The 25,849-nt window shown below is 68.7% G+C and carries 26 protein-coding genes; 12 read left to right on the top strand and 14 right to left on the bottom strand.

Features of this window, described 5'->3' with window-relative positions:
- The first annotated feature begins 175 nt into the window (after positions 1 to 175).
- The 6 genes from ACFXHE_RS32910 (at position 176) to ACFXHE_RS32935 (ending at position 4,193) form a co-directional block, all read left to right on the top strand.
- Positions 176 to 475 (top strand): hypothetical protein, encoded by a 300-nt coding sequence (locus tag ACFXHE_RS32910; RefSeq protein WP_379388532.1) that lies wholly within the window; start codon positions 176 to 178, stop codon positions 473 to 475.
- 231 nt (positions 476 to 706) lie between these two features.
- Positions 707 to 2,071 carry an ArnT family glycosyltransferase gene (locus tag ACFXHE_RS32915; protein ID WP_379388534.1) on the top strand — a complete coding sequence of 455 codons (1,365 nt, stop codon included), beginning with the start codon at positions 707 to 709 and terminating at the stop codon, positions 2,069 to 2,071.
- Between the two features lie 34 nt (positions 2,072 to 2,105).
- The gene (locus ACFXHE_RS32920; RefSeq protein ID WP_379388536.1) at positions 2,106 to 2,444 is read left to right on the top strand and encodes a hypothetical protein; all 339 of its coding nucleotides are present in this window, start codon (positions 2,106 to 2,108) and stop codon (positions 2,442 to 2,444) included.
- A gap of 53 nt (positions 2,445 to 2,497) precedes the next feature.
- Positions 2,498 to 3,364 (top strand): SDR family NAD(P)-dependent oxidoreductase, encoded by an 867-nt coding sequence (locus tag ACFXHE_RS32925; protein ID WP_379388538.1) that lies wholly within the window; start codon positions 2,498 to 2,500, stop codon positions 3,362 to 3,364.
- Between the two features lie 22 nt (positions 3,365 to 3,386).
- A complete protein-coding gene (locus ACFXHE_RS32930) occupies positions 3,387 to 3,641 on the top strand; it encodes a hypothetical protein (protein WP_379388540.1) in 255 nt (84 codons plus the stop codon).
- Positions 3,642 to 3,683: 42 nt separating this feature from the next.
- A complete protein-coding gene (locus ACFXHE_RS32935; protein WP_379388706.1) occupies positions 3,684 to 4,193 on the top strand; it encodes a TetR-like C-terminal domain-containing protein in 510 nt (169 codons plus the stop codon).
- A gap of 158 nt (positions 4,194 to 4,351) precedes the next feature.
- Here ACFXHE_RS32935 and groL read toward each other — a convergent pair whose 3' ends face one another.
- From groL to ACFXHE_RS32985, 10 genes are all read right to left on the bottom strand, one after another.
- Complete coding sequence (groL, locus tag ACFXHE_RS32940; RefSeq protein ID WP_354843619.1) at positions 4,352 to 5,974, bottom strand: chaperonin GroEL; 1,623 nt, start codon at positions 5,972 to 5,974, stop codon at positions 4,352 to 4,354.
- A 225-nt stretch (positions 5,975 to 6,199) separates the two neighbouring features.
- Positions 6,200 to 6,502: a hypothetical protein gene (locus ACFXHE_RS32945; protein ID WP_071343351.1), complete on the bottom strand. Its 303-nt coding sequence runs from the start codon at positions 6,500 to 6,502 to the stop codon at positions 6,200 to 6,202.
- Between the two features lie 107 nt (positions 6,503 to 6,609).
- Complete coding sequence (locus ACFXHE_RS32950) at positions 6,610 to 7,365, bottom strand: Clp protease N-terminal domain-containing protein (protein WP_379388542.1); 756 nt, start codon at positions 7,363 to 7,365, stop codon at positions 6,610 to 6,612.
- A 68-nt stretch (positions 7,366 to 7,433) separates the two neighbouring features.
- A complete protein-coding gene (locus ACFXHE_RS32955) occupies positions 7,434 to 8,519 on the bottom strand; it encodes an NAD(P)/FAD-dependent oxidoreductase (RefSeq protein WP_379388544.1) in 1,086 nt (361 codons plus the stop codon).
- Between the two features lie 109 nt (positions 8,520 to 8,628).
- A complete protein-coding gene (locus tag ACFXHE_RS32960; RefSeq protein ID WP_379388546.1) occupies positions 8,629 to 9,543 on the bottom strand; it encodes an RNA polymerase sigma-70 factor in 915 nt (304 codons plus the stop codon).
- 147 nt (positions 9,544 to 9,690) lie between these two features.
- On the bottom strand, positions 9,691 to 10,122 hold the full coding sequence (locus ACFXHE_RS32965; protein WP_379388548.1) for a hypothetical protein: 432 nt from the start codon (positions 10,120 to 10,122) through the stop codon (positions 9,691 to 9,693).
- A gap of 113 nt (positions 10,123 to 10,235) precedes the next feature.
- Positions 10,236 to 10,589 (bottom strand): UBP-type zinc finger domain-containing protein, encoded by a 354-nt coding sequence (locus ACFXHE_RS32970; RefSeq protein WP_357004805.1) that lies wholly within the window; start codon positions 10,587 to 10,589, stop codon positions 10,236 to 10,238.
- 17 nt (positions 10,590 to 10,606) lie between these two features.
- Complete coding sequence (locus ACFXHE_RS32975) at positions 10,607 to 12,076, bottom strand: ATP-binding protein (protein ID WP_379388550.1); 1,470 nt, start codon at positions 12,074 to 12,076, stop codon at positions 10,607 to 10,609.
- A 10-nt stretch (positions 12,077 to 12,086) separates the two neighbouring features.
- On the bottom strand, positions 12,087 to 13,760 hold the full coding sequence (locus ACFXHE_RS32980) for an FAD-dependent oxidoreductase (RefSeq protein ID WP_379388552.1): 1,674 nt from the start codon (positions 13,758 to 13,760) through the stop codon (positions 12,087 to 12,089).
- A 108-nt stretch (positions 13,761 to 13,868) separates the two neighbouring features.
- On the bottom strand, positions 13,869 to 14,072 hold the full coding sequence (locus tag ACFXHE_RS32985) for a hypothetical protein (protein ID WP_379388554.1): 204 nt from the start codon (positions 14,070 to 14,072) through the stop codon (positions 13,869 to 13,871).
- Positions 14,073 to 14,333: 261 nt separating this feature from the next.
- On the opposite strand from ACFXHE_RS32985, the gene ACFXHE_RS32990 reads away from it, so the two are divergent.
- Positions 14,334 to 14,792, top strand: a complete 459-nt coding sequence (locus tag ACFXHE_RS32990) for an SRPBCC family protein (RefSeq protein WP_379388556.1) — start codon at positions 14,334 to 14,336, stop codon at positions 14,790 to 14,792.
- A gap of 15 nt (positions 14,793 to 14,807) precedes the next feature.
- Positions 14,808 to 15,506, top strand: coding sequence for an SIMPL domain-containing protein (locus tag ACFXHE_RS32995; protein ID WP_379388558.1), 699 nt, complete (start codon positions 14,808 to 14,810; stop codon positions 15,504 to 15,506).
- Between the two features lie 42 nt (positions 15,507 to 15,548).
- On the opposite strand, the gene ACFXHE_RS33000 is transcribed toward ACFXHE_RS32995, so the two are convergent.
- Positions 15,549 to 16,577, bottom strand: a complete 1,029-nt coding sequence (locus tag ACFXHE_RS33000; protein ID WP_379388560.1) for a beta-ketoacyl-ACP synthase III — start codon at positions 16,575 to 16,577, stop codon at positions 15,549 to 15,551.
- A 292-nt stretch (positions 16,578 to 16,869) separates the two neighbouring features.
- Between ACFXHE_RS33000 and ACFXHE_RS33005 the strand changes: the two genes are divergently transcribed.
- The 4 genes from ACFXHE_RS33005 to ACFXHE_RS33020 all read left to right on the top strand — a co-directional run bounded on the left by ACFXHE_RS33005 (position 16,870) and on the right by ACFXHE_RS33020 (position 22,329).
- The gene (locus ACFXHE_RS33005; protein ID WP_379388707.1) at positions 16,870 to 17,586 is read left to right on the top strand and encodes a phosphatidylserine decarboxylase; all 717 of its coding nucleotides are present in this window, start codon (positions 16,870 to 16,872) and stop codon (positions 17,584 to 17,586) included.
- Complete coding sequence (gene pssA / locus ACFXHE_RS33010) at positions 17,583 to 18,503, top strand: CDP-diacylglycerol--serine O-phosphatidyltransferase (protein ID WP_379388562.1); 921 nt, start codon at positions 17,583 to 17,585, stop codon at positions 18,501 to 18,503. Before ACFXHE_RS33005 ends, pssA begins: the two co-directional genes overlap by 4 nt.
- 70 nt (positions 18,504 to 18,573) lie before the next feature.
- Positions 18,574 to 20,832 (top strand): AAA family ATPase, encoded by a 2,259-nt coding sequence (locus ACFXHE_RS33015; RefSeq protein ID WP_379388564.1) that lies wholly within the window; start codon positions 18,574 to 18,576, stop codon positions 20,830 to 20,832.
- 150 nt (positions 20,833 to 20,982) lie between these two features.
- Entirely contained in the window at positions 20,983 to 22,329 is a 1,347-nt protein-coding gene (locus ACFXHE_RS33020) for a hypothetical protein (protein ID WP_379388566.1), read from the top strand.
- 22 nt (positions 22,330 to 22,351) lie between these two features.
- On the opposite strand, the gene ACFXHE_RS33025 is transcribed toward ACFXHE_RS33020, so the two are convergent.
- From ACFXHE_RS33025 to ACFXHE_RS33035, 3 genes are all read right to left on the bottom strand, one after another.
- Positions 22,352 to 23,713, bottom strand: a complete 1,362-nt coding sequence (locus ACFXHE_RS33025) for a DUF5933 domain-containing protein (protein ID WP_379388568.1) — start codon at positions 23,711 to 23,713, stop codon at positions 22,352 to 22,354.
- 184 nt (positions 23,714 to 23,897) lie between these two features.
- Complete coding sequence (locus ACFXHE_RS33030; protein ID WP_379388570.1) at positions 23,898 to 25,046, bottom strand: glutamate--cysteine ligase; 1,149 nt, start codon at positions 25,044 to 25,046, stop codon at positions 23,898 to 23,900.
- An 18-nt stretch (positions 25,047 to 25,064) separates the two neighbouring features.
- Complete coding sequence (locus ACFXHE_RS33035) at positions 25,065 to 25,730, bottom strand: superoxide dismutase family protein (protein ID WP_379388572.1); 666 nt, start codon at positions 25,728 to 25,730, stop codon at positions 25,065 to 25,067.
- Positions 25,731 to 25,849: the final 119 nt, after the last annotated feature.

Here is a 25,849-nt window from a genome sequence, read left to right on the forward strand (position 1 = left end):
TCATCAGGCGCTCCTCGTCCAACCTCGTTTCCCAGGCCCTTGGGGCTCCGGGTCGGTGTCCGTGTCGCTCTGACCTGGAATAAGTTACGTGTTGCTACGAACAGAAGTCAAATCGGCTGGTCAGAGGCGCAATTCACGCAATTCGCACGCTCTCGCTCTTGCGACCCGTGGTCGGGTGGACGACCTTGGTGGTGTGTACGTCTGCGATTGGTCGATTACCAGTTCTGTTGTCGACGAGTTCGCGGAACGAGTTCCCGGCCATAAAGAAACCGACTGGCGTGTTAGTTGGCTGCCGGGCCGATTGTTCACCCGCGCCCAGGCGCTGGCCGCCATCGAATTGGCCGAACTCCTCTTCGACCCAGCCCGACCCACGGACGCCGACATCCACGCCACCATCGCCACGACCGCCGAACAGCTCGGCGTCCGGCCCATCGATGTGGCCGTCACCCTCTCGGCACGACACCCCAACCGCTGACCCCACCGCCGTCCGGCCGCACCGTCCACCCCTCGGTGGGCCCGGATACGCCGGGCGGACGATTCCCGCCGGAAGCCCTCCTCCCATGGGTGGAATTCCTTTGACACCCACCGGGAACGGGCCGAAATTGGGGCTGTGACAGGGGTAATCGCACGTCCCGAACGATCCGGAACCGACTGGTCACGATGGTTGCGGGGGCCGGCCCACCAGCCACGCTGGGCCCGACCCGCTTTGCTGGGCATCGCCGTCACGGCCGGGGTCCTCTACGCCTGGGGCATCAGGTCGCAGACACCACACCTCTACTACTCGGCCGCCGCCCGCTCGATGAGCATTAGCCGGCACAACTTCTTCTACGCGGCCTTCGACCCGGACGCGACCATCAGCATCGACAAACTGCCGGGCGCGATCTGGATCCAGGCGCTGTCGGTACGGGTATTCGGGCCGCACACCTGGGCGTATCTCCTGCCGCAGGTCATCGAGGGCGTGCTCACTGTGCTCGTGCTCTACCGCGCGGTGCGGCGACTGTCCGGTCCGTACGCGGCCCTCGTCGCGGCAGCGGTCGCGGCCGTGGCGCCGGCGGTGGTCGCGCTCGATCGCGGCAATATCTCCGACACCCTGCTGATCCTGCTGCTGGTGCTGGCCGCGGATCAGGCGGCGGCCGTGATCGTGTCGGGGCGGGTGCGGAATCTGGTGTGGTGCGGGCTGTGCATCGGCCTCGCCTTCCAGGCGAAGATGGTGCAGGCCTGGTTGGTCGTCCCGGTGCTGGCGGCGGCGCTGCTGCTGGCCGCGCCCAGAGGCGAACTGCGGCAGCGCATCACGGGTCTGGCCTGGTTCGGCGCGACCACGCTGGCGGTGTCGCTGAGCTGGATGACAGTGGTCAGCCTGCTACCCACCGGGCACCGGCCGTACGTGGACGGCAGCCACCACAACTCGTTGTTCGAGCAGGTCTTCGTCTACAACGCGGCCAGCCGCACCAATGACGAATTCAGTGTGGGGTCGGCCAACTTCACCACCGGTGGCCAGGGCTCGGGATACCGCGCGGAGCTGGTGCTCGGGCCGGACAGCCGGTTCGACCATCTCTTCGGAGGCGGTGGCGGCCGCGAGACCGGCTGGTTGATTCCACTCGCGCTGGTCTGCCTGATCGCCCTGGCCCGGGCGGCCCGGCGGCGGCCGCGCACCGACCGCGAGACCGCGGCGCTGGTGCTGTGGGGCGGCTGGCTCGTGGTCCACCTGGCGATCTTCCTGGTGATCGGGACGGTGAACCCCTACTACCTGGCGGTGCTCGCACCTGCGATCGCGGTCCTGATCGGTGTGGGGGCCGAGGCTTTCCGCCAGACGGATGACCGCTGGGTGCGCGGGCTGGGGTTGACCGCCGTGGCCGCGACCGCCGGGTACGGCTGGTGGCTGTCCGCGGCCGCACCCGGCTGGGCGCGGGCCGGGCTCGTGGTCGTCACCGTGGTGCTCATCCTGGCCGCGCTGCGCGTCCGCGAATCATTGGCAACCGCACTGCTACTCGTCGCGGCGCTCGCCGCGCCGACGACGGCCGCGGTCTCGGTGGTCGCGGACGGATACGGTCCGCTGGACACCCCCCTATGAATCGGCGCAGGCCCGGCAGGTCACCCAGGGCTTCATGGCCTCGGCCCTCACCTCGGCCCGGGAACTCGATGCACAGCTCGCCAAAACGCCCGGCCACCCGCGATATCCACTGGTCACCTTCACCTCCGCGCTGGCCTCGCCGTTCATTGTGAGCAGCGGCCGGGAGGTGCCGGCCATCGGCGGCTTCACGGGCGCGGCCCCGGTGCCCACCACCGCCGAGGTCGCCCGCATGATCGAGGCCGGCGAGGTCGGACTGGTCCTGGTGACGCCCGCGGACGACGACCGTGTGACCTGGATCCGGCAACACTGCCGCGCACTGCCCGGCGGCGGGGACGGCGCCGCGGTCCTCGCCTACACCTGCGCCCGCCACTGACAGCGAAACCGAAACGGTCCCGAATCACAGTGCGGCACTTAGCATCACTGACCATGCAGGACATCAGCGGGCTGATTCACAAGATCAAGCACGGCCTCGACACCCAGGTGAACCTCGCGCGGCTGCGGCGAAACCGCACCCTCACGGAGGCCGCGGCCGGACGCACCGTTCTGATCACCGGCGCCTCCTCCGGCATCGGACGCGCCGCCGCCGCCCAACTCGGCGCGGCCGGAGCGACCGTGCTGCTGGTCGCACGCCGCGCCGAGGAACTCGAACAGGCCGTCGCCGATATCGAGGCCGCCGGCGGCAAGGCCGCCGCCTACCCCTGCGACCTCAACGACTTCGACGCCCTCGACGCCATGACCGCCAGCGTGCTCGCCAATCACGGCCACGTCGACATCCTGGTCAACAATGCCGGCCGCTCCATCCGCCGCCCGCTCGACCAGTCCTACGACCGCTTCCACGACTACGAACGCACCATGCGGCTCAACTACTTCGCGGCCGTCCGCCTCATCCTCGCCTTCGCGCCCGGCATGCGGGACCGGCACGACGGCCACATCATCAACATCCTGTCCCTGGCCAACCTCTATGGCGGCCCGGGCTACGCGGCCTACGTCGCATCCAAGGCTGCCCTCGACTCCCTGAGCACCAGCCTCCAAGCCGAAACCCACACCGAGAATGTGCGTTTCACCTCCATCTACCTCCCCCTCGTCCGCACCCCGATGATCGCTCCCAACGCCGTCTACCAGAACGCCGACGCCCTCACCCCCGAAGAGGGCGGGCAGATCATCTGCGACGCCATCATCGACCGGCCGCGGCGACTCGCCCCGGTCATGGGCCGAGTCACCGCGCTCATCGACAGCGTCCTGCCCGAACGCGCCGACGGCATCCGCAGTGCGCGCTTCCGGCAAGGCATGTGACCAGTGCCCCGGGGACACTGTCATGCGGACCGGCGGCCCCACAGTGCGGCCAAGGCCAGCAGCCATCCGCTCCACAGCATCGCGGCGACCGGCCAGCAGCGCGATCGGAACGAACAGCACCGCGCCGGACGCGAGCACGGAGAACCACGCGACCACCGCGGGCTCGTGCGCCCGGAACAATGCCAGCACCTCCGCGCTCGGACGGGGCACCGACGGCGCGAACCTGTCCCTGCGCGGCGTCGCCCGCGACATGGGGATCGTGGCCTCCGCGCTCTAGCGCTACTTCCCCAGCCGCGACGACCTGCTGACCGCCCTCATCCTGGACAGCTACCGATCCCTCGGCGCGGCCGCCACCGCGTCCCAGGCCACCGCTCCCGCGAACAACGAACGCGCACAATGGCTTTCGGTCTGCGCATCGGTCCGGGACTGGGCCGTCGCCAACCCCACCGAATACGGACTCCTCTACGGCAGCCCCATCCCCGGCTACGACGCCCCCAAGGACGCCGTCGGCCCCGCCGCCACCGTCGTCATGCTGCTCGCCGGCATCGCCGCCCACGCCGCGACCGCCGACCGCCTCCACCCCGCACCCCTACCCACTCCCCTCCCCGCCCCGGTGCGCGCGGACCTGCGCACCCTCATCGAACAGCAGTCGTCCGACCTCCACGAAGAAGTCCTCGACCGCGTATTCCTGGCCTGGACACAGCTTTTCGGCCTGATCACCTTCGAGATCTTCGGCCGCCTCGACGGCACCATCGAAGCCGTCGCCGACTACTTCACCCACCACATGAACCTCATGGCCGACCTCGTCGGCCTCCCCGCCGAAAGCTGATCCAACACAAGCGAATCGGCCTGTGCGCCACCATCACACGCCTGGGCCCGGCCGCCGCATGCCGATCGCTGCTCCGCTTCCCCGCACATGGCCGAGGGCCCGGCCACCGTCAGGCGGCCGGGCCCTCGTTCTTCAGATGTGTTGCCGGAAGGCAGGACTCAGAAGTCCATGCCGCCCATGCCGCCGGTCGGGTCGCCCGCGGGGGCGGCCTTCTCCGGCTTGTCGGCGACGACGGCCTCGGTGGTCAGGAACAGGGCCGCGATGGAGGCCGCGTTCTGCAGGGCCGAGCGGGTGACCTTGACCGGGTCGGCAACGCCGGCGGCCAGCAGGTCGACGTACTCGCCGGACTCGGCGTTCAGGCCGTGGCCCGCCGGGAGGTTCGAGACCTTCTCGGCGACAACGCCCGGCTCCAGGCCGGCGTTGAAGGCGATCTGCTTCAGCGGGGCGGACAGCGCGACGCGGACGATGTTCGCGCCGGTGGCCTCGTCACCCGACAGGGACAGGGCGTCCAGGGCCGGGGCGGCCTGCAGCAGCGCCACGCCACCACCGGCGACGATGCCCTCTTCGACGGCAGCCTTCGCGTTGCGGACGGCGTCCTCGATGCGGTGCTTGCGCTCCTTGAGCTCGACCTCGGTCGCGGCGCCGGCCTTGATCACGGCAACACCGCCGGCCAGCTTGGCCAGGCGCTCCTGCAGCTTCTCACGGTCGTAGTCCGAGTCCGAGTTCTCGATCTCGGTGCGGATCTGCGCGACACGGCCCTTGATGGCCTCCGGGTCGCCCGCGCCCTCGACGATGGTGGTCTCGTCCTTGGTGATGACGACCTTGCGGGCGGTGCCCAGCAGCTCCAGACCGGCGGTCTCCAGGGAGAGGCCGACCTCTTCGCTGATGACCTCGCCACCGGTCAGGATGGCGATGTCGGCCAGCATGGCCTTGCGACGGTCACCGAAGCCCGGGGCCTTGACGGCGATGGACTTGAAGGTGCCACGGATCTTGTTGACGACCAGGGTCGACAGGGCCTCGCCCTCGACGTCCTCGGCGATGATCAGCAGCGGCTTGCCGGCCTGGATGACCTTCTCCAGCAGCGGCAGCAGGTCCTTGACGGTCGAGATCTTCGAGCCGACGAGCAGGATGTACGGGTCCTCGAGGACCGCTTCCTGACGCTCCGGGTCGGTCACGAAGTAACCGGAGATGTAGCCCTTGTCGAAGCGCATGCCCTCGGTCAGCTCCAGCTGGAGGCCGAAGGTGTTGCTCTCCTCGACGGTGATGACGCCTTCCTTGCCGACCTTGTCCATGGCCTCGGCGATCAGCTCACCGATGGACGAGTCGCCCGCCGAGATACCGGCGGTGGCAGCGATCTGCTCCTTGGTCTCGACCTCCTTGGCGGTGTCGAGCAGCTTGGCGGTGACGGCCTCGACGGCCTTCTCGATGCCGCGCTTCAGGCCGAGCGGGTTGGCGCCGGCGGCCACGTTGCGCAGGCCCTCACGGACCAGTGCCTGGGCCAGCACGGTGGCGGTGGTGGTGCCGTCACCCGCGACGTCGTCGGTCTTCTTCGCAACTTCCTTGACGAGCTCCGCGCCGATCTTCTCGTACGGGTCCTCGAGCTCGATTTCCTTGGCGATGGAGACACCGTCGTTGGTGATGGTGGGGGCGCCCCACTTCTTCTCCAGCACCACGTTGCGGCCCTTGGGGCCCAGGGTCACCTTGACAGCGTCGGCGAGGCTGTTCAGGCCACGCTCGAGTCCGCGGCGAGCCTCTTCGTCGTACGCAATTGTCTTGGCCATTGCGTTGAGATCCTCCAGATCAGGGGATTGGCATGATCTGGTCAGGTTCGGTGCCCGCGACGGACGACCCGGCTCATTTGGTCAAATACAGCCCGGTCTCACCGTTTCCGACCTAGCACTCGCAGGTGCGGAGTGCCAAATCCCTTTTTAGCACTCGCCCCAGACGAGTGCAAGGTTGGGGAGATGGCCGCACGAGTCCTCTCGGCGGCCCGGATCCCACGAGGACTACGAGAAGTGGGAGCGGTCGTCTACGCGCAGCAGCAGGGCGATCAGGGCGTCGGTACGACGCTCCTCCGGTGTCCGCGGCTCGCCGTGCTCGACGGTGACGAGTTCGGCATCCTGGAGGAGGAGTTCGGCCTCGATTCGCATGATGGCCCTGATGAACGGTGGTGCGACCTCGGGTGGGAGGTCTCCGTTCACAATGTAGCCGCCGTCCGGCGTGTCCTCGGTGGAGACATAACTGAGCGCGCGCAGCAGATCGGCGCGCTTTTCCCCCGCAACCAGGTCGGAACCCTCGTCGCCCGCCATTCCACAATCGTATCTGCCGCATCATGCACACCAGAGGACCCGGTGACGCGGGGATGATCGCGAGCCCTACATCACCAGGTCGGCAGCATGGTGGAGCGACACGCCGACTACTGCGTGTCGGGGGCGGGTGCCGTGATGCCGGGCACCGGCAGCGAGCTCAGCAGGTCCGCGACATCGGCCTGCACGGAGTCCTTGTCCAGACCGAGGCCGGACAGGATGCCGGCGCCGTTCTCCTGGTCCAGCAGGGCGAGCAGCAGGTGCTCGGTGCCGACGTAGTTGTGGCCCAGCCGCAAGGCCTCGCGGAAGGTCAGCTCGAGGGCCTTGCGGGCCTGCGCGTCGAACGGGATGAGCGCGGGCACCGGTTCGCCGGTGGCGGCGGGGAGCGCGGCCGTGGCCACCCGGCGGACGGCGTCGGCCGAGACGCCCTTGGCCTCGATGACCTTCACCGCGAGGGATTCCGGCTCGGCCAGCAGGCCCAGGATCAGGTGTTCGGGACGGGTTTCGAGATTGCCGACCGCCCGGGCCTCCTCCTGGGCGGCCATCACCACGTGACGGGCGCGCTGGGTGAAGCGGGCGAACCCGGCATTGGGGTCGAGGGCGGCGGCCTGGCCCGGGTCGGCGGGAGTCTTGGGGACGAAGCGCTTCTGGGCGGCCTGCTTGGTCACGCCCATGCTCTGGCCGATATCGGTCCAGGACGCGCCGGAGCGGCGGGCCTGGTCGACGAAGTGGCCGATCAGATGGTCGGCCACCTCGCCGATGTGGTTGCCGAGGACCACGGCGTCGGAGAGCTGCTCGAGGACGTCGTCGGGACGGGCCTTCTTGATGCCGTCGATCAGATCGTCGAGGCGGATAGAGTTCATCATGCGTCAACTGTAGGTTGACCATCACCGTTCAGTCAACCATGAGTTGACGAATTGCCGCCACCTCGCGGCTAGTCCAGCGCCACCTTGCCGACCATGCGCACGATCTGCTCCTTGAACCACGCGGCCGTGCGACCGGTCAGCACCGTCCGAGCCGGGGAATCGTCGGCGTGCACGAACTGGATGACGCCATCGTGTCGGCCGAGGCTGATGCACTGGAAGACATAGCGGTACTTGCGCGCCGCCGGTTCCTTGCCGCGCAACCGCGCCGCGATGGCGGTGGCCGCGTACTGTCCCGCCGGAATCGCTGTGGCGCAGGCCATCCGGAGCTCATGTCCGTCCGAGCCCGCGATGACGGCGGCGTCGCCGACCGCGTAGATGTCGGGGTGCGAGCTCGAGCGCAGTTCGTCGTCGACCAGGATGCGGCCGCGGGCGTCCACGGCCAGACCGGACCGGGCCGCCACCTGCGGAACCCCGAAACCGGTTGTCCACAGCACGGTTTCGGCGGGGATGCGGTCCCCGTCGACCAGTTCCAGACCGTCCGCGGTCACGGCCGCCACCTTGGCGTCGGTGCGGACCCGCACGCCCAGGCGGTCGAGGGTGGCACGAATGTGGTTGTGCGCCTTCGGCGAGAGCCAGCCGCCGGGTTCGTCCGCGCTGACCAGCGACACCAGCAGGTCCGGCCGCGATTCGGCGAGCTCGCTGGCGACCTCGATGCCGGTCGCGCCGCCGCCCACCACGGCGATCCGGCCGGACAGCTCGGACACGGCCCGAATGTCCTCGGGAACGGCCACGGAGTGCGCGAATTCGGTCGCACCGGGCACGGCGGAGCGATCGCCGGCGCTACCCAGCGCATAGACGAGGGTGTCGTACCCGAGCGCTTGTCCCCCAGCCAGTTCGACGCGGCGGCCAGCGCTATCGATGCGCTCGATCCGGGCCTGCACGAACTCGATGCCCTTGCCCGCCAGCATCTTCCGCAGATCCGCTCGCGGCACCTGCTGACCCGCCAGCGCTTGGTGCAGGCGCACCCGGTCCACGAATTCCGCGCGGGCGTCCACGACCGTGATCCGCGCGCCCTTGGCCTTCGCGACCTGCCGCGCCGCGGACAGTCCCGAGTAGCCCGCGCCCAGCACGACGATCCGATGTTCTCCGGTCATGAGAGGGGTCCTTCCCTTGCGAGGTAGCCGACACTCTCCAGACCGGATGGCCGGGCGATCCCTGACAGATCGCCGACGTGCGCCCGATCACACCCGGAGTCGACGCAGGTCAGGCGATGGATTCGCCCGTCGATGCCGACTCGGCCCGCGCGAAGAAGGCCAGCTTGTCCGGGTTCAGCACCATGCGCAGCGCGGAGATGCGGTCACCGTCGACCTCGATGGCGCCGACCATGAAGACGATGCCCGCGGTCCGGAAGACCATGGCGGGCTCGCCATTGACGTCCTCGAAGGCGAAGGACGCATCGGGGAACTCGGGCAGCAGCTTGGTGACCAGACCGTAGAGGTACTGCGCCACCCGGGCGGGACCGACGACCGGGCGGCGAGCCACGTTGACCTTGCCGCCGCCGTCGGCCGTCGAGACGATATCGGCGGTGAACATGGCCTCCAGCGCGGTCAGATCACCGGAATACGCCGCGGCCAGGAACTTTTCGAACAGGGCCCGCACGTGTTCCGGGGACGCGTCGAAGCGGGGGCGGTCGGCGCGCACGTGCTGCGAGGCGCGGCGATAGAGCTGCTGGGAATTCGCCTCGGAGAGATCGAGCATGTCCGCGATCTCGCGATGCGCGTACCCGAAGGCCTCGCGCAGCACGAAGACGGCGCGCTCGGCGGGACCAAGGCGCTCCAGCATGGTCAACATCGCCATGGACACGAGCTCACGCTGTTCGGCCGATTCCAGCGGTCCGAGTTCGCCGTGCCCTGTCGAGACCGGCTCCGGAAGCCACGGTCCGACATAGGTTTCCCGGCGGGCGCGCGCCGAATCCAGCCACGTGCGGCACAGATTCACCAGAATGGTGGTCAACCAAGCTTCGGCCGACCGGACCGCGGGGCGGTCGGTGGCGTCCCAGCGCAGGTAGGTCTCCTGGACAGCGTCCTCGGCCTCACTCGCCGAGCCGAGCATGCGGTAGGCGAGCGCGAACAGGCGCGGCCGGTGTCGCTCGAATTCGACCAGCCCGTCGGCGTCCATCCGTACCCCAGTCCTCGTCGTACGCAATCGTTTGAGGACGATACGCCTGCGGCGCGCGGCCACGACGGTGACCATCCACACGCCGCCACCGTGCGCCTGCGCACTGATGAGACGCCAATGGATCGCTAATGGAGATCGAGAGCGAAACTACTTGGGCGCCACCCGGATCGCCACCGCGACCGGCGTATTCGCATACGCCGAGGCCAGGCAGGCCAGTTTGGCGGTACCCAGCGCCACGTTCGGGCTGCCGTCCAGGAACGACCCCGGATTGGCGGCCAGCACCTGGTCGATCACCTGCTTCTCGGCGTCCTCGGTGAGGTCGCGGAAGTCACCGCAGGTGGTCTGGGCGCCGGCGGGCGCGGCCGTCTTCTTGGCCGCGGTGGCGCTGGTGGGCGCCTCGGCGGGCGGTTGCACCGGGGCCGCGGCGGTGGTGGAAGCGCCCGCGCTGGTGGTTCTGGCCGCAGTGGTGGTCGCGGCCTGCTTCAGGCCGTTCGTATCACTGGATTTGTCCGAACCACAACCGGCGAGAGTCAACGCCATCGCACCGGCGGCGAGGGCGACGATCGAAAGACGCTTCATACCCTGCTTTCCGAACTTCCCGAGAGTGCCGGCACCGGACCGGCCCGGCGCTCGCAGCAGCGTACCCGGCCCCGGCGACTCCCGGTAGAAAAAGTTCCGGCCCGCGGCTTTCGTCAGTGCAGATGCTGCTGCCAGTCCGCGGGCACCCGGCCGCGCGGGCCGGGCACCGGCTGGTCCAGCGGATGCGCGTGCGGCGGCGCGAGTTCCGGGCCGCCCTCGTACATCTCCTTGTTCTCGAAGTTGTAGTACCAGTCCTCACCCGGCTCGAAACTCTGGATGAAGGGGTGCCCGGTGCTCTCGAAGTGCTTGGTGCCGTGCTGGTTCGGCGACATGTCGCAGCAGCCGATGTGCCCGCACTGCGCGCACCGGCGCAGGTGCACCCACCAGCCGCCGGCGGCATCGCATTCGACGCAACCGGATCCGCTGGGCGCGATGCTGGGGTCGATGCCTTCGATCTGTTCTGTCATCAGTTGCCTTCCGTCGTTTACTGCGCTGCTTCGAGAGTGGACTGCGCTGCGTCGGGAGCGGCTGCCTCGAGCGGCAGTCGGACGATGAAACGCGTATTCCCGGGCGCGGATTCGACGCGGATGTCGCCGTGGTGCTTGTTCACCACGATCCGGAACGAGATGTCCAGCCCGAGCCCGGTGCCCTCGCCGACCGGTTTGGTGGTGAAGAACGGTTCGAAGATGCGGGTGCGGATCTCCTCCGGGATACCGGGCCCGGTATCGCCGATTTCCACTGCGGCGCAGTCGTTCTCACGATAGGTGCGGACGGTGAGGGTGCCACGCCCGGACATGGCGGAGACCGCGTTGTCGATCAGATTGGTCCACACCTGGTTGAGCTCGGCGGCGTAGCACGGCACCGGCGGCAGCGCCGGATCGTATTCCTTGACCACCGCGATGTCGTCGCCGATCTTGCGGGCCAGCATGACCAGCGTGCTGTCCAGCAGTTCGTGCAGGTCCACCACCTGGAACGGGGCCCGGTCCATCTGCGAGTACTGCTTGGCCGCGTTCACCAGCGAGGAGATGCGGTTGGTCGAGTCGGTGATCTCGTTCATCAGCAGCTCGGTCTCGACCGTGTAGTTGAGCCAGCGCATGGCCGCCTCGAAAACATCGCCGCCACAACCGGACAGGGTGCCGTGCACCTTCTCCATCCAGTCGATGTCGAATCCCGCCTGCACGAAGTTCGGCGCGATGTCCCAGCCATTGGCGACGCCGTGGTCCTCGAGCCAGTCGCCCAGCTCGTCCTCGCGATCGGCGGCCTCCAGCGGCGTCAGCGTCGGGGCCTTGGCGACCTGGGCGGCCGCCTCCTCCTGCAGCTGGGCCAGCGCCTCCAGGGTCTCGGAGTTGAACTTGCCGTGCGCCATCATCTTCAGCTTGTGCCGCATGCCCGCGACCCGCTCGCGCAGCGAGGAGGTGGCGCGCACCGCGGCGGCGGCCGGATTGTTCAGCTCGTGGGTGAGGCCCGCCGAGAGGGAACCCAGCGCCAGCAGCCGTTCCCGCTGACCGATGCGCTCATTGGCATTGCGGTTGCCGAAGAAGACGCCCTCCAGCAGGTGCAGCGCCATCGGGAACCATTCCTGCATCATCTTCGCGAAGGTGCCGGCGTCCAGCACGAAGAACTTCGACGGCCGGGTCACGTAGAACGACGCGGTATAGGCCTGTTCGACCTTGTCGCCCATGTAGGCCGTCCACGCGCCCGAGTAGGAGCCGACGTGCTCGGTGCGGACGAGTTCGATCTCCTCGCCGCCCGACATCTTGGTCAGCCGCACCTCGCCGTCCATCAGGACGTAGAAGCAGGTGGCCGGGTCGCCCTCGCGGAAAACCATTCCGGGCTCGAACATTTCGACCCGGCCGTCCTTGCACAGCCAGGCCAGCTGATCGTCGTCGAGCTTCTCGAACAGGAACAGCTGCCGCAGTTCGTCCGGGTCGCAGATCAATCGGGTGTTGCCCATTCACCTACTCCTACTGTTTCGCGAGCCAGCGGTGCACCAGCATGACGGCCATGGCGCCCTCGCCGACCGCGGAGGCCACCCGTTTCGCCGATTCCGACCGCACGTCGCCGGCCACGAACACGCCGGGCACGCTGGTCTCCAGATGCTGTGGGGGACGAGGTAGTTCCCAGCCCGCGGGCCGTTCGCCCTCGACCATGAGGTCCGGTCCGGCCAGCACATAGCCCTTGTCGTCGCGCTTGACGGTGCCTTCGAGCCAGTCGGTTTCCGGCGCCGCACCGATGAACAGGAACAAACGCTCCGCGTCCACCTTTTCTTCCGTGCCGGCCTCGTTATTGCGCAGCACGATCCATTCCAGGTGGTCGTCGCCATCGGCGGACACCACCTCGGTACGGGTGTGCACCTTGATGTTCGGGATCTGCGCGATCTGCTGAATCAGGTAGTGCGACATGGACGCTTCCAGCGACGCCCCGCGCACCACAATGTGCACGGTCCGGGCCCGCCGGGACAGGAACACCGCCGCCTGGCCCGCCGAGTTCGCGCCACCGACGATGTAGACGTCCTTGTCGGCGCAGTCGCTGGCCTCGGTCATGGCCGAGCCGTAGTAGACGCCGCGGCCGGTGAATTCGTCCACGCCGGGGGCCGGGTGGTGGCGGTAGTTGACGCCGGTGGCGATGAGCACCGAGTGCGCCGCGACGCTGCCGCCGTCGGCGAACCGCACCACGCGGGCGGAACCGCAGGCCTCGAGGGCCACCACCTCCCGCGCGGTGATCAGCTCGGCCCCGAATTTCACGGCCTGCCGGCGAGCCCGGTCGGCCAGCTGCGCGCCGGAGAGGCCGTCGGGGAAGCCCAGGTAGTTCTCGATGCGGGAACTCTGCCCGGCCTGGCCGCCGGTGGCGGTGCGTTCCACCAGCACGGTGCGCAGACCCTCCGACGCGCCGTAAACCGCCGCGCCGAGACCGGCCGGGCCGCCGCCGACCACGATCAGGTCGTAGAAGTCGCTGGAGGCGTCGGTGTTCAGGCCCACGCCCTCGGCCAATTGCGCGTCGGTGGGCATGATCAGCACATCGCCGCTGGGATTGATGATGACCGGACACTGGTCCTCGGTGGCATTGGCCGCGGTCAGCAGCCGCGCCCCCTCCGGCTCGTCCACCTGGTACCAGCGATACGGCAACTGGTTGCGCGCCAGGAACTCCCGCACCTCCGAGCAGCGGGCCGACCAGCGGTGGCCCACCACCTTGGTCTCGGTCACCGGCTTGTGCTCGTCCCCGCGCCAGGCCTCCATCAGGGCGTCGACGACCGGGTAGAGCTTCTCCTCCGGCGGATCCCACGGCTTGAGCAGGTAGTGATCCAGGTCGACCACATTGATGGCCTCGATGGCGGCATTGGTGTCCGCGTAGGCGGTCAGCAGCACGCGGCGCGCGTACGGGTGCAGGTCCATGGCCTGTTCGAGGAATTCGACGCCGTTCATCCCGGGCATCCGGTAGTCGGCGATTATCACCGCGACCGGCTGGCCGCGCAGTTTCATCTCGCGAAGGGCCTCGAGCGCATCGGCGCCGGACTCCGCCCGCAGAATCCGGTAGTCCGCCCCGTACCGGCGGCGCAGGTCCCGCACGACCGCGCGCGAGACGCCAGGATCGTCGTCGACGCTGAGGATGGCCGGCTTCGCGGCAGCTGGTGAAGTCACCTAACGAGTATGGGCTGACGAGGCAAGACCGCGAAGGCCAGACCGTGCCATGTTCGCGTCAGGCGGAACAGACCTGCGTCCTTGCTCGAACATCCTGCGCACACCGATTCAAATCCGGTGATGCTCAATGAAATCCATCTCGGTAGGGGTGAGCAATCGCTCGAGGCGCTCTTCGAGGTCACCGTTGGCCTTGCGGCGGAAGCGTTTCGTCGGTTTGTCGAGCGTCATGGACTCCGCATCGGTACCGGACTCTTCAGCGGGGAGAAGCGGGACCGTCTTGGTCTCGAGATGCAGGAGCGAACGCAGGTTCACGGCCGATCACCTCACGTTTCCCAATCGGAAAGCTGGTGGCAGTGTCTGTTGCTTCGTCTATCGACATTGTGCGCCGAGCATTACATTTCGGACATCAACACCCCCAGAATGTGATCTAGTTGATTTTCAACCGCGGAATGAACCAGCGGCACATGCCATACGTGCAGGTGGGGTGTGGTGATCCACACCACGGAGCCGAGGTGATCCACGCCACCCGAACTAGGATGCGTGGTACCGATCGTTACGTCCCCGGAGGCAGCGTTGCCGAAAACTCTCGAAGCCAGCATCGATATCGCGGCAGCACCCGAGCAGGTCTGGAGCGTTGTCGCCGACCTCAAGCGCATTCCCGAGTTCAGCCCGCAGACCCTGCGCATGCAGCCGCTGGGCCGCGCGGTGCACACCGGCACCTGGACGGTGAACCTCAACAAGGCCAAGGGCTACGTCTACCCGACCACCTCCCGGGTGGTGCGATTCGAGCCGAATCGCGCGATTGCCTTCCGCATGAACGAGAACCGGACCATCTGGAGCTACACCCTCGAGCCCACCGCGGACGGCGGCACCAAGCTGGTCCAGCGGCGCGACGTCCCCAGCGGCAAGCTGCCCCGGTGGCTGCAGTTCACGATCGACAACGTCTTCGGCGGTGAGCAGCCCTTCGAAGGCGCGCTCGAGGACGGCATGCAGGTGACCCTCGGGAAGATCAAGCAAACCGTGGAGCGCTGAGCGTAGGTTCGGCCTATGCGACGACTGACAGCGCTCTGCGCCGCCACGGCCGGTGTGGCGCTCGTGCTCACCGGCTGCGGCAGCTCCGACTCCTCGGGCGACCGCACGGTCACCGTCACCGGTACCGGAAAGGTCCAGGGCACACCGGATGTGCTCAATGCCGATCTGGGCACCGAGGTGAGCGCGGCCGACGTGTCCGCGGCCGTGAACCAGGCCGGCGACAAGGCCAAGGCGATCACCGACGCCATGGTCACGGCCGGGGCCAAGCGCGAGGACATCAAGACCAGCGACCTGTCCGTGCAGCCCACCTACGGCACCGACGGCCACAACATCACCGGCTATCGCGCCACCAACACCATGCACGTGGCCGTGCGGGACCTGCCGAAGGCCTCGGGCATCCTGTCGGCGGCGGTGCAGGCGGGCGGCAACGACACCCGCATCAACTCGGTGGCTTTCGGGCTGGAGGACAACACCAAGCTGCTGTCCGATGCCCGCGCGCGAGCCTTCGACGACGCCAAGAGCCGCGCCGAGCAGTACGCGGGCCTGTCCGGGCTGAAACTGAAGACGGTCAAGACCATCAGCGAAAACGGCAGCGGCGCAACGCCGACGCCTATGTACCGGGACACCGCCCCGGGCGCCGCACCCAACATCAACCTCGAACCAGGCCAGCAGACGGTCACATTCACCGTGACCGTCGCCTGGGATATGGGATAGCTCGTCCGCTGCGCGCCGCCGGGTGGCGGCGCGCAGCGGCGCTCACTTCCAGTTCGGCAGCTGGGCCACCTGCGCCGCCCAGGACAACCCCGCACCGAAGGCGATGAGCAGTGCGGTGCCGCCGGGTTTGGCGTCGCCCGCGCGCATCATGGCCTCCATGGCCAGCGGGATGGAGGCCGCCGAGGTGTTGCCGGCCTCCTCGATGTCATTGGCCAGGGCGCACCGCTCGGGGAGCTTCAGCACCCGCGCCATGATCTCGATGATGCGACCGTTGGCCTGATGCGGGACCATCGCGTCCAGATCGTCCGTGGTCAGGCCCGCCCGCTCGATGGCCTCGCGGCACACCTGCTCCAAAGAGTGTGCGGCCCAGCGGAAGACAGCTGTTCCTTCCATGGCGAGGTAGGGCCGGACAGCATCGAGGCCCTTCTCGTCGATCTCGTCGAAGAACTGCAGCCAGTCCTTGTCCTGGCGGATGGCATGGTGCTGGGTGCCGTCCGATCCCCAGACGGTCGGGCCGATGCCCGGTTCGCTGGAGGGGCCGATCACCACCGCGCCGGCGCCGTCGGCGAAGAGGAAGGCGGTGCCACGATCCCTCGGGTTGACTGTGTCCGTCAGCTTTTCCACGCCGATGACCAGTACGTGCCGGGCGGTGCCGCCCTTCACCAGATCCGACGCCATGGCGACCCCGTGGCAGAAGCCGGCGCAACCGGCCGAGACATCGAAGGCGGCCACATTGTTCAGACCGAGCGCAGTGGCGATCTGCGGGCCCGCGGCGGGCGTGAGCAGTAGCCAGGTGGACGTTGCGACGATGACGCAATCGATCTGATCCGCGTCGATCTCCGCTGCTTCGATGGCGTCGCGGGCAGCCGCGGCGCTCATGCTGACGATCGTCTCCTCGGGAGAGGCGAAGCGTCTGTTGCGGATGCCGGAACGTGTCCGGATCCACTCGTCACTGGAATCTATCGGCCCCGCCACCTCGTCATTGGTGACGATTCGCTCCGGCCGGTACACACCGAGCCCGAGCATGGCCGTGTGCTCTGCCCCGTTGATCGAAGCAATTCGAGCAGACATTGGTTCTCTCCTATGTACTGCGTACCGCGCGTCGAACGTGACCTTCATCGGGTTCCTCACCCCCCGCGGACCCACAATGCCGCAGACATGAGGCTCCCTCATCTTAATCGCGATAGCCTCTCATGCCAGTGCTACTGATCACAATCGAGGGGTCGATGCCGGGTGGCGCACCTGCGGTCCGGGAGGCCGGCCGCGGGTGTTCGGTCACCGAGAACGCGAACGTCGAACCCACTTCACGTATCGTGTGATCGCGGTCCCTGACCGTATCTATCCGCGCATGAAAGAGGAGCCTGTGGCCCGCCGACCCACCCCGCCCGGCACTCCGGAACAGACCGGCCTCGGCCACGTCGCCGACCTGGTCCGCAAAGCCGTTCCGCCGCTGCATCCGGCAGGTCTGCCGTTCGTGGCCGCACCGCTGGCGGTGGCCACCCTCGGCTATCGGCGGAAGTGGCTGCGCCGCACCGGTTTGCTGGCGGCCGCGGCCTGCGCCGGATTCTTCCGGCACCCGCACCGGGTGCCGCCGAACCGCCCCGGCGTCGTGGTGGCCCCCGCCGACGGCGAGGTCGCCCTGGTCGACACCGCGGTGCCGCCGGCCGAACTCGGCCTGGGCGACGCACCGCTGCCGCGGGTGAGCATCTTCCTGTCGGTGCTGGACGTGCACGTGCAGCGGGTGCCGGTGAGCGGCCTGGTGGAACAGGTCGCCTACCAGAAGGGCAAGTTCGTCTCCGCCGACCTGCCCGAGGCCAGCGACCGCAACGAGCGCAACAGCATGGTCATCGAGACCGCCTCCGGGCAGCGCGTGGTGGTGGTGCAGATCGCCGGGCTGCTGGCCCGCCGCATCATCTGCGAGGCCGAGGCCGGCGACAAGCTGAACATCGGTGACACCTACGGCCTGATCCGGTTCGGTTCGCGCGTGGATACCTACTTCCCGGCCGGGACCAGGCTGCTGGTCACCCCGGGGCAGCGCACCATCGGTGCGGAAACGGTGCTGGCCGAACTGGATTCATGATGGAACAACTCGCGCCCGCACCGAACGGGCGTCGCCGTAACCGCACCATCCGACTGCTGCCGAGCATGGTGACCATCCTGGGACTGTGCTCGGGCCTGTCCGCGGTGAAGTTCGGCATGGAGGGCAAGCTGGGGATCGCGCTGGCGCTGGTCGGCGCGGCCGCGGTCTTCGACATGCTGGACGGGCGCATCGCCCGCATGCTGGACGCCACCACCAAGATGGGCGCGGAGCTGGATTCGCTGTCCGACGCCATCGCGTTCGGCGTCACGCCCGCCCTGGTGCTGTACGTGACCTTCCTGCACGCCGACAGCATCGGCTGGATCCTGGCGCTGATGTTCGCGGTCTGCATGGTGTTGCGGCTGGCCCGCTTCAACACGCTGATGGATGACGACAACCGCCCGGACTGGCAGCGTGAGTACTTCACCGGCGTGCCCGCCCCGGCGGGCGCGCTCATCGTGCTGACGCCCATCGCGCTGTCCGAGCAGTTCGGCGACGGCTGGTGGGTGAGCTTCCCGGTGGTGGCGGTGTGGACGGTGCTGACCGCCCTGCTGTGCGTGAGCACGCTGCCCACCCTGGCCGTCAAGTCGGTGTCGGTGGCCCCGCGCACCGCGCCCATCCTGCTGGTGCTGGTCGCGCTCGCCGCGGCGCTGCTGGTCACCTACCCGCTCATCCTGATGATGGCGCTGGTCGTGCTGTACCTCGGCCACATCCCGTTCGCGGTGCACTCCGCGCGCTGGGTGGCGGCCCGGCCCGAGACCTGGAACCACAAGCCCGCCGAGCGCCGCGCCCAGCGCAAGGCGCAGCGCCGCCAGCGCCCGCTGGCCGGGCGGGTGCCGCGGGTGTCGGTGTCCACGGCACGCCTGCGCCTGCGCCGCCCGGGTCAGCGCGACCGAGTGTCGAACCGCCCCGGGCGCTGAAACCAACGGCCGGGCCGCAATTCGCCGACGCTGCCGTCGGCGGCCGGCCGGCCCGGGCAGAATTGACGGCGTGACCGACTCACAGCCGGGTTTCCAGTTCACCGCTCGCCTGAACACCTCCCCCGCCGACGATCGGCGGGGGGTGGTCCGGTTGCATCCGGACTCGCTGGCGCTGCTGGGCGTGAATCCGTGGGACGTGATCTCGATAGCCGGCGGCAGACAGACCTCGGCGTTGGTGGCGACACCGGTGAAAGGCAAACCCGTCGGGCGCGGCGAGGCGCTGCTCGACGAGGTGACGATGTCGAACGCGCACATCTCGGCGGGCTCGAAACTGACCATCGCGAGGGTGATTCCGCGCCGGGCCACCCGGATTTCGGTCACGGGCTCGCCGGACGTCATGCGCGCCATCGACGAGACGACACTGCGGCAAGCCCTGCAGGGCAAGGTGGTGTCGATCCAGGACGCCGTCTCGCTGCGCCCGATGGATCTCAAACCCGGGACCAGCCGATCCGGTGTGGCCCAGCAGCTTTCGAGAGCCCTCAATATCGCCTGGACCTCGGAGCTGCTGCGGGTGACGGCCGTCGATCCGCAGCCCGGCCCGGTGGTCGTCAGTACCAACAGCGCGGTGGGCTGGGGTTTCGGCATCGCCGAGACGGACCTGCCCGCGGCTCCCCTGGACGACACGGATGCCCGCACCGACCTCCGGGTCAGCGCTCCGGCGTCATCACCGCCGTCGGTGGTGGCGGTGGCCGATCTGGCCGGGGTCCAGACCCAGGCCTCGAAGCTGCGGGAGTGGCTGAGCCTGGCACTGGACGAGCCCGATCTGCTGAAGAAACTCGGAGCGTCCTCGCATCTGGGGGTCCTGATCACCGGTCCGGCGGGCGTCGGGAAGGCGACGCTCGCGCGGGCCGTGACGGGATCGCGGCGGCTGGTGGAGCTGGACGGTCCGGCGGTCGGTGCGACCGACATCGGGCCCAGGCTGCGCGACGTGTCCGACAAGGTGGCCGAAATCTGTTCCGGCGCAGGCGGAGTGCTGCTGATCACCGATATCGACGCGCTGCTGCCGACGCCGGCCGAACCGGTGGCCACGCTGATTCTGGACCAGTTGCGCGCCGCCGTGGCGCAGGAGACGGTCGCGGTGCTGGCCACGACGTCGAATGCGGCGGGTATCGACCCGCGGCTACGTGCTCCGGAGCTGTGCGATCGGGAGGTGTCGCTGCCGCTGCCCACGTCGGGGGTGCGCGCGGCGCTGCTGGAGAAACTGCTGCGCAATGTCCCCGCCGATGGGCTGAAGCTCGATGAGATTTCCTCGCGGACACCGGGTTTCGTCGCGGCGGACCTGACGGCGCTGGTGCGGGAGGCGGCCCTGCGGGCGGCCGCGCGGGCCAGTCGCGAGCAGTCGGATCCGATGCTGCTGCAGGAGGATCTGGCCGGAGCGCTGGAGGTGATCCGTCCGCTGTCGCGTTCCGGGTCCGAGGAACTGGCCATCGGCAGTCTGAGCCTCGCCGACGTCGGTGACATGGCGGAGACCAAGCAGGCCCTCACCGAGGCCGTGCTGTGGCCGCTGAAGCATCCGGATTCGTTCCAGCGGCTGGGTATCGAGCCACCGCGCGGAGTGCTGCTCTACGGGCCGCCGGGGTGCGGCAAGACCTTCCTGGTGCGGGCGCTGGCGGGAACGGGGCAGGTGAGTGTGCACGCCGTGAAGGGCGCGGAGCTGATGGACAAGTGGGTCGGCTCCTCGGAGCGGGCGGTGCGCGAATTGTTCCAGCGCGCACGGGATTCCGCGCCGTCGCTGATCTTCCTGGACGAGGTGGACGCGCTGGCGCCGCGCCGCGGGCAGTCCAGCGACTCGGGCGTCTCGGATCGCATTGTCGCCGCGCTCCTGACCGAACTGGACGGTATCGAGCCGCTGCGGGATGTGGTCGTGATCGGCGCGACCAACCGGCCCGAACTCATCGATCCGGCCCTGACCCGTCCCGGGCGCCTGGAGCGCCTGGTGTTCGTGCCGCCGCCGGATGCCGATGCCCGCGCCGAAATCCTGGGCACCGCCGCCAAATCCGTGCCGCTGGCCAAGGACGTCAATCTGCGGCGGCTGGCGCGTGAGCTGGAGGGCTACTCGGCGGCGGATTGCTCGGCGCTGCTGCGCGAGGCCGCGCTCGCCGCCATGCGCCGCGATGTCGAGGCCGGGGAGGTGACAGTCGCGGATGTGGGGGCCGCGCGCAAGGCGGTGCGGCCCTCGCTGGATCCGGTCCAGGTGGAGGCCCTGCGGCTGTATGCCGCCCAGCGCGAATCGTCGACTCCACCCGGCGACGTGTCCGGCTACGTCTGAACGCTCCCCACCAGGGCATATGAGACCGATTAGTCTGCTGTGTCAATGGTTTCGCGGCGCGTTCGCCATGCGCGCCGGTAGCGCGCCGAATCTGTACAAAGTAGGCGAGTCGTACCAATCGGTCCGCCTATCACCGGTAATTTTGCGCTGGTGAGGTCGCATCACGTAGCCGCGGAGACGATCACGGCGCTGGTCGCAGCAACGGTTGCCGGCCTGGCGCTGGCCCTGCCCATCGACTTCGGCTGGACCTCGGAGACGTCGGCCCTGCAGCGGGACCTGCTGGCCTACACCCTGCCCCGCGCCGTGTCGGCGGGCGCGCTCATCGCCATGATCGCGGCGGTGCTCATCACCACGCTGGGCAGCCCCGTGGCGGCGTGGGCGACCACGCTGGGCGGGCTGCTGGTGCTGCTGGCCAATCACGTATTCGGCCATGCCGGCGAACCGAATTCGTCGCTGCCCACCATGAACTTCATCGATTCCCTGGCCGGCGGCCTGATCCTGGGCGCGCTGGGGGCGGCGGTGCTGCACCGTCGGCTACCCGCCTTCGGCTGGACCCTGGGCGTTCTGATCAGCCTGCTGCTCGGTTCGGTGAATCCGGTGCCGCGGATCGGCGGCAGCATCGACGCGACGGCGAGCGATCACTGGCACGCCGGCGATGTGCTGCCCATCTGGATGCTCCTGCTGGCGCTGGTCCTGGTCGGCTTCGGATTCCTGACCCATCGGAAGCGCGAGGTGGAGGAACGGCTCTCGGCGGAGCTGCCGCTGGCCCCGATCCTGGGGGGTGTGGTGCTGGTGCTGGTGACGCTGGCCAGTGCGGAATGGCTGGCCCGGCACGGCGACAGCCAAGCGGGCATCGTCCTCGCGGTGGCGACCGCGGTGGGGACCGCGATTGTCGCGGCCATGCTGTTGCCGGGCCGGGACGGCGAGATCGTGCTGCTGGCGGTGGGCCTGGGCGCGGTGGGTGCGGCGACCGTGGCGGCCGAGATGCCGGCCTGGTCGATCCCCCTGCTGGCGGCGGTGTCGGCGGTCGGCATGTGGGTGGGCAGCAGGGGCGGGGGTCCTGCGGTCTCCCTGGCCGCGGGCATGGCGCTCGGGGTGCTCACGGCGTTCACGGCCGATTCGACCCGGGCCTGGCTGATCGTGGGCAGTGCGGCGGTCGTGTCCTGGCTCATCGGTTTCGCCCTGCTGTCCACGCGGCCGCGCTATGTGCCGAGCCGGGTGCTGGGCACCCTGGTGCTGTTCGTCCCGTCGGCGGTGCTGGGCATGCGCGATTATGTGTCGCGGGGCCACTACGCTACGCAATCCGCCGACAGCGCGTCGATGTGCGCGGTGAGCTCCAGCAGCACCGCGGCCCCGGGCTGGACGTCGGCGCTGGTGGCCGGGGGCTGTCTGGCCGGGATCTACCTGCTGCGGCGCAGTCGCCCGCGGATCCCGGCGACGACCGACACCGCGCCCGATTCGCCCGAAACTTCGAACGGCGCGGCCACCTCCGGCTGACCGCACGGCGACCGGCGAACGGTCAGGCGCGCACCGCGGATTCGAGCTCGGGGGCCGTGGTCACGGCGTCTCCGAACCAGGTGCGGTAGAAGGCCGTCACGTAACCGGCCAGCAGGCCGAGCACGACGATGCCCGCGGGCACGGGATGTTCGGCGAAGCCGGTCGACAGGTACCGGTAGGACAGCAGCAGCCCGGCGAAGAGCGCGGCACCGGCCGACACCAGCTGCACGCGGGTGCGATCCCAGCCGCGTTCCGGTGCGCGCAGGGCGGATTCGATGGTCAGGCACAGCACTACGCCCGCCACCAGATCCGCGCCGTAGTGGTAGCCGAAGCCCAGGGTGGCCGACAGGGTGGCGACGAGCCAGAAGGTCCCGCCCCAGCGCAGCCAGACCGGCGCGGGCGCACCCGTGAAAGGGTCGCGGCGAGAGTGGATGAAGATCGACAGCGCCCACGCGGTGTGCAATGACGGCATGCAGTTGCGCGGGGTGTAGTGGTCGAAGGCGATCGACCCCGGCGAGAGGTCCACCGGCGGCACGACATTCGGCCAGTAGCTGCCCAGCGAGAAGACGTGCCCGTCCGCGCCGAACGCGAACATCGGCCCGACGACGGGGAATACGACATAGAAGACCGGGCCGATGAGGCCGAGCACCAGGAAGGTGCGCACCAGATAGTGCTTGGGCCAGTCCCCCGTCGTGACCACATTGCGCAGCTGCCAGATGGTCACGATCATCGCGCCGACGGGCAGTTCGATGTAGACCCAGTGCAGCACGGCGGAGGCAAAGGGCCCCAGCCAGTCCAGCAGCTGCCCCATCAGCCAGGAGGGGTCGCCCAGGGCGTGGTCCACCAGCACGATGTGTTCGTCGAGCACGCGGGGCCCGGCCAGCACGGTGATGCCCAGCCAGACGTCGGCGACCTTGCTCGACAGCACCAGCAGGATGCCGAGCGCGGCGGCGTGCAACGCATTCGTGCGGTCCTTGCCCTGCCACTTCCAGCACGCGAGCCCGATGAGGGCGAGCAGTACGAGGACAGGGCCGTTGCCCATGGCCAGTGGTCCACCGGACAGCGTCCGAATCGCTTGGTACACAAGGTCGATGCCGAGCGCCGCGCCGACCGCCAGGAACCGCCGCCGCCAGCTCAGCCCGATGAGCGCCAGCCCGAGCCCGGCCCACGGCACGGTGAAGGATTTGGCATTACCCGCGAAGTCGGCCCAGATGCTTTCCAGCGGGCCGGTGAAGTGGTGGCGCGAGGCCACGATCTGCAGGACGATGAGCAGCGCCGCCCCCACCGACAGCGCGGCTGTCAGGCCGGCGCGCGGCGACAACATCCGTAACCCGGTTCGGCGTGTCTCGCCGCCGATTCGGGAGTACGGATCGTCGAGCAGCATCCAGCCATAGTAAACGCCGCATGAACGCCAGCTCGGTGAGTAGTTGAACGCCGCCCATCTCACCAGATGAACAGGCCCCGGTCAGCGCGGCATCGCTCCTGGCCACGCGTACACCGTACGTATCCGGTCGTAATCGAAATCACAACCGTGCAAGACGGTTCCGCGGTGCGCGAGTTCGTGGACCTCAGTACTCGAGTTCGTGGACCAGCGAATCGACGACCGCGACCAGATCGCCCTGCGCGGTCGCGGCCACCCGGCGCTGACGCTGATAGGACGCGCCCTTCTTCGGGATGTCGGCGACCATGGCGAGCTCGTTCTCGCAGCCGAGGCTCTTGGCGGTCGGCTCCAGCCGGTTGAGCAGTTCCATCAGGTCGTCGGTGACCAGTCGCTCATTGCTGTCGGCGTCGGTGATGACGATGGCGTCGAGCCCGTATCGCGCTGCGCGCCACTTGTTTTCCTGCACATGCCAGGGCGGCAGGATGGCCGGCATGGTCTCGCCGGATTCCACCCGGCGGTCGAGATCCACCACCAGGCAGTGGATCAGCGCCACGATGGCCGCCAGTTCGGCCTTGGTGGGGGTGCCGTCGCAGACGCGGACCTCGATGGTGCCCCACTTGGGCGCGGGCCGGATGTCCCAGTGCATGCCGCCGAGTTGTTCGATCACACCGGTTTTCATCTGGTCGTGCACGAAACCTTCGAACTGGCCCCAGTTCTCGAACTGGAAGGGCAATCCGGCGGTGGGCAGCTGCTGGAACATGAGCGCCCGGTTGCTGGCGTATCCGGTGTCGACGCCCGCCCACATGGGCGAGGAGGCCGACAGCGCCAGCAGATGCGGATAGGACGGCAGCAGCCCGTTGAGGATGGGGAAGACCTTGTCCGGGTGGGAGATTCCGACGTGCACGTGCACGCCCCAGATGAGCATCTGGCGGCCCCACCACTGGGTGCGCTCGATGAGTTCGTCGTAATGCGCACTGCGCGTGAGCTGTTGGGTGGACCACTGCGCGAAGGGATGGGTGCCGGCGCAGAACAGGTCGACGCCGACCTGGTCGGCGGCGCGGCGCACGACGTCCTGGGTGGCGCGCAGTTCGTCGACCACCTCGCTCACGGTGTCGTGCTTGCCGGAGACGAGTTCGACGGTGTTCTTCAGCAGTTCCTTGGTGATCTGCGGGGTGCCGTCCCAGGCGCGCAGATCACCGCAGGCTTCGAAAACCGCTGCGGCGGTGTTGGACAGGTCGCGCGTGCGCTTGTCGACGAGCGCGACCTCCCATTCCACGCCGAGCGTGTGCCGGGGCGATGAGTTGAAGGGGACCTTCGTTCTGCCTGCCCCGGCCATGGCTCACCTCGAGAGGGTTCAGGCGACGACGCCGCAGGCGACCCGTGCACCCGCGTCGCCGGTCGCGAGGGTGTCCGCATCCGGTGCGGGCGCGTACCGGGTGGGAATGTTGCCGAAGTTGTCGGCGCCGGCGTGGATGATCAGCGCCTTGCCCTTGACCTCGTCCAGGGTGAAGGCGTCGGTGGTGGTGACCAGCTTGGCGGTGCCGTCCTTGAGCACCTCGAGCGAGGTCAGGTCGCCGCTGGCCGGGTGGGTGCTCTGGTCGCCGACCTGCAGGTGGCCACCGGCGGAGAGGAAGTCGCCGGGCGCGCCGCCCGCCGGTGCGGTGGAGTTGGGCTCGCACTTGCCGACCGAGTGGACGTGCAGGCCGTGGAAGCCGGGCTTCAGCCCGTGCGCCTCGACGGTGATCTGGAGGTGGTTGCCCACCTTCGCGATGGTGGCGGTCCCGACGGTGCCGCCGCTGGGGTCCTTCAACGTGACGCTGGACGAGTCCTCCGGAGCATTACCGCCCTCGGTCCCCTGCGTGCCGGCGGGGGCCTGCGAGCTGGTGAACACCGGCGGAGTCGTCCCTTTGACGTCGCTCGACTCCTGGCTGTTGGAGCAGGCGGTGAGGCCGAGGGCTGCGACCGCGAGCACCGGAGCAACAGTCCACCAGGACGGGCGACGAGTTGTGGACGAGGCCATCGGGGAACTCCTTTACGAGTCCGAGTTTATCGGGAAAGCAGGGTGGACATACTTCGTACCGGACAAGATGATGCCAGAGACGTGCGTGTGTGCCGTGGAGGGGCCGCACGGTTTCTTTC

Origin of the sequence: Nocardia sp. NPDC059229 (assembly GCF_042754165.1) — a bacterium.
Classification (GTDB): Bacteria; Actinomycetota; Actinomycetes; order Mycobacteriales; family Mycobacteriaceae; genus Nocardia.

Coding starts and splice junctions, on each gene's coding strand:
- ACFXHE_RS33025 (WP_379388568.1), bottom strand. CDS start 23,713: ATGCTGCTCGACGATCCGTACTCCCGAATCGGCGGCGAGACACGCCGA.
- ACFXHE_RS32995 (WP_379388558.1), top strand. CDS start 14,808: ATGCGACGACTGACAGCGCTCTGCGCCGCCACGGCCGGTGTGGCGCTC.
- groL (WP_354843619.1), bottom strand. CDS start 5,974: ATGGCCAAGACAATTGCGTACGACGAAGAGGCTCGCCGCGGACTCGAG.
- ACFXHE_RS32930 (WP_379388540.1), top strand. CDS start 3,387: ATGCGGACCGGCGGCCCCACAGTGCGGCCAAGGCCAGCAGCCATCCGC.
- ACFXHE_RS32950 (WP_379388542.1), bottom strand. CDS start 7,365: ATGATGAACTCTATCCGCCTCGACGATCTGATCGACGGCATCAAGAAG.
- ACFXHE_RS32925 (WP_379388538.1), top strand. CDS start 2,498: ATGCAGGACATCAGCGGGCTGATTCACAAGATCAAGCACGGCCTCGAC.
- ACFXHE_RS32960 (WP_379388546.1), bottom strand. CDS start 9,543: ATGGACGCCGACGGGCTGGTCGAATTCGAGCGACACCGGCCGCGCCTG.
- ACFXHE_RS33035 (WP_379388572.1), bottom strand. CDS start 25,730: ATGGCCTCGTCCACAACTCGTCGCCCGTCCTGGTGGACTGTTGCTCCG.
- ACFXHE_RS33000 (WP_379388560.1), bottom strand. CDS start 16,577: ATGTCTGCTCGAATTGCTTCGATCAACGGGGCAGAGCACACGGCCATG.
- ACFXHE_RS32920 (WP_379388536.1), top strand. CDS start 2,106: ATGGCCTCGGCCCTCACCTCGGCCCGGGAACTCGATGCACAGCTCGCC.
- ACFXHE_RS32945 (WP_071343351.1), bottom strand. CDS start 6,502: ATGGCGGGCGACGAGGGTTCCGACCTGGTTGCGGGGGAAAAGCGCGCC.
- pssA (WP_379388562.1), top strand. CDS start 17,583: ATGATGGAACAACTCGCGCCCGCACCGAACGGGCGTCGCCGTAACCGC.
- ACFXHE_RS33030 (WP_379388570.1), bottom strand. CDS start 25,046: ATGGCCGGGGCAGGCAGAACGAAGGTCCCCTTCAACTCATCGCCCCGG.
- ACFXHE_RS32970 (WP_357004805.1), bottom strand. CDS start 10,589: ATGACAGAACAGATCGAAGGCATCGACCCCAGCATCGCGCCCAGCGGA.
- ACFXHE_RS32955 (WP_379388544.1), bottom strand. CDS start 8,519: ATGACCGGAGAACATCGGATCGTCGTGCTGGGCGCGGGCTACTCGGGA.
- ACFXHE_RS32965 (WP_379388548.1), bottom strand. CDS start 10,122: ATGAAGCGTCTTTCGATCGTCGCCCTCGCCGCCGGTGCGATGGCGTTG.
- ACFXHE_RS32975 (WP_379388550.1), bottom strand. CDS start 12,076: ATGGGCAACACCCGATTGATCTGCGACCCGGACGAACTGCGGCAGCTG.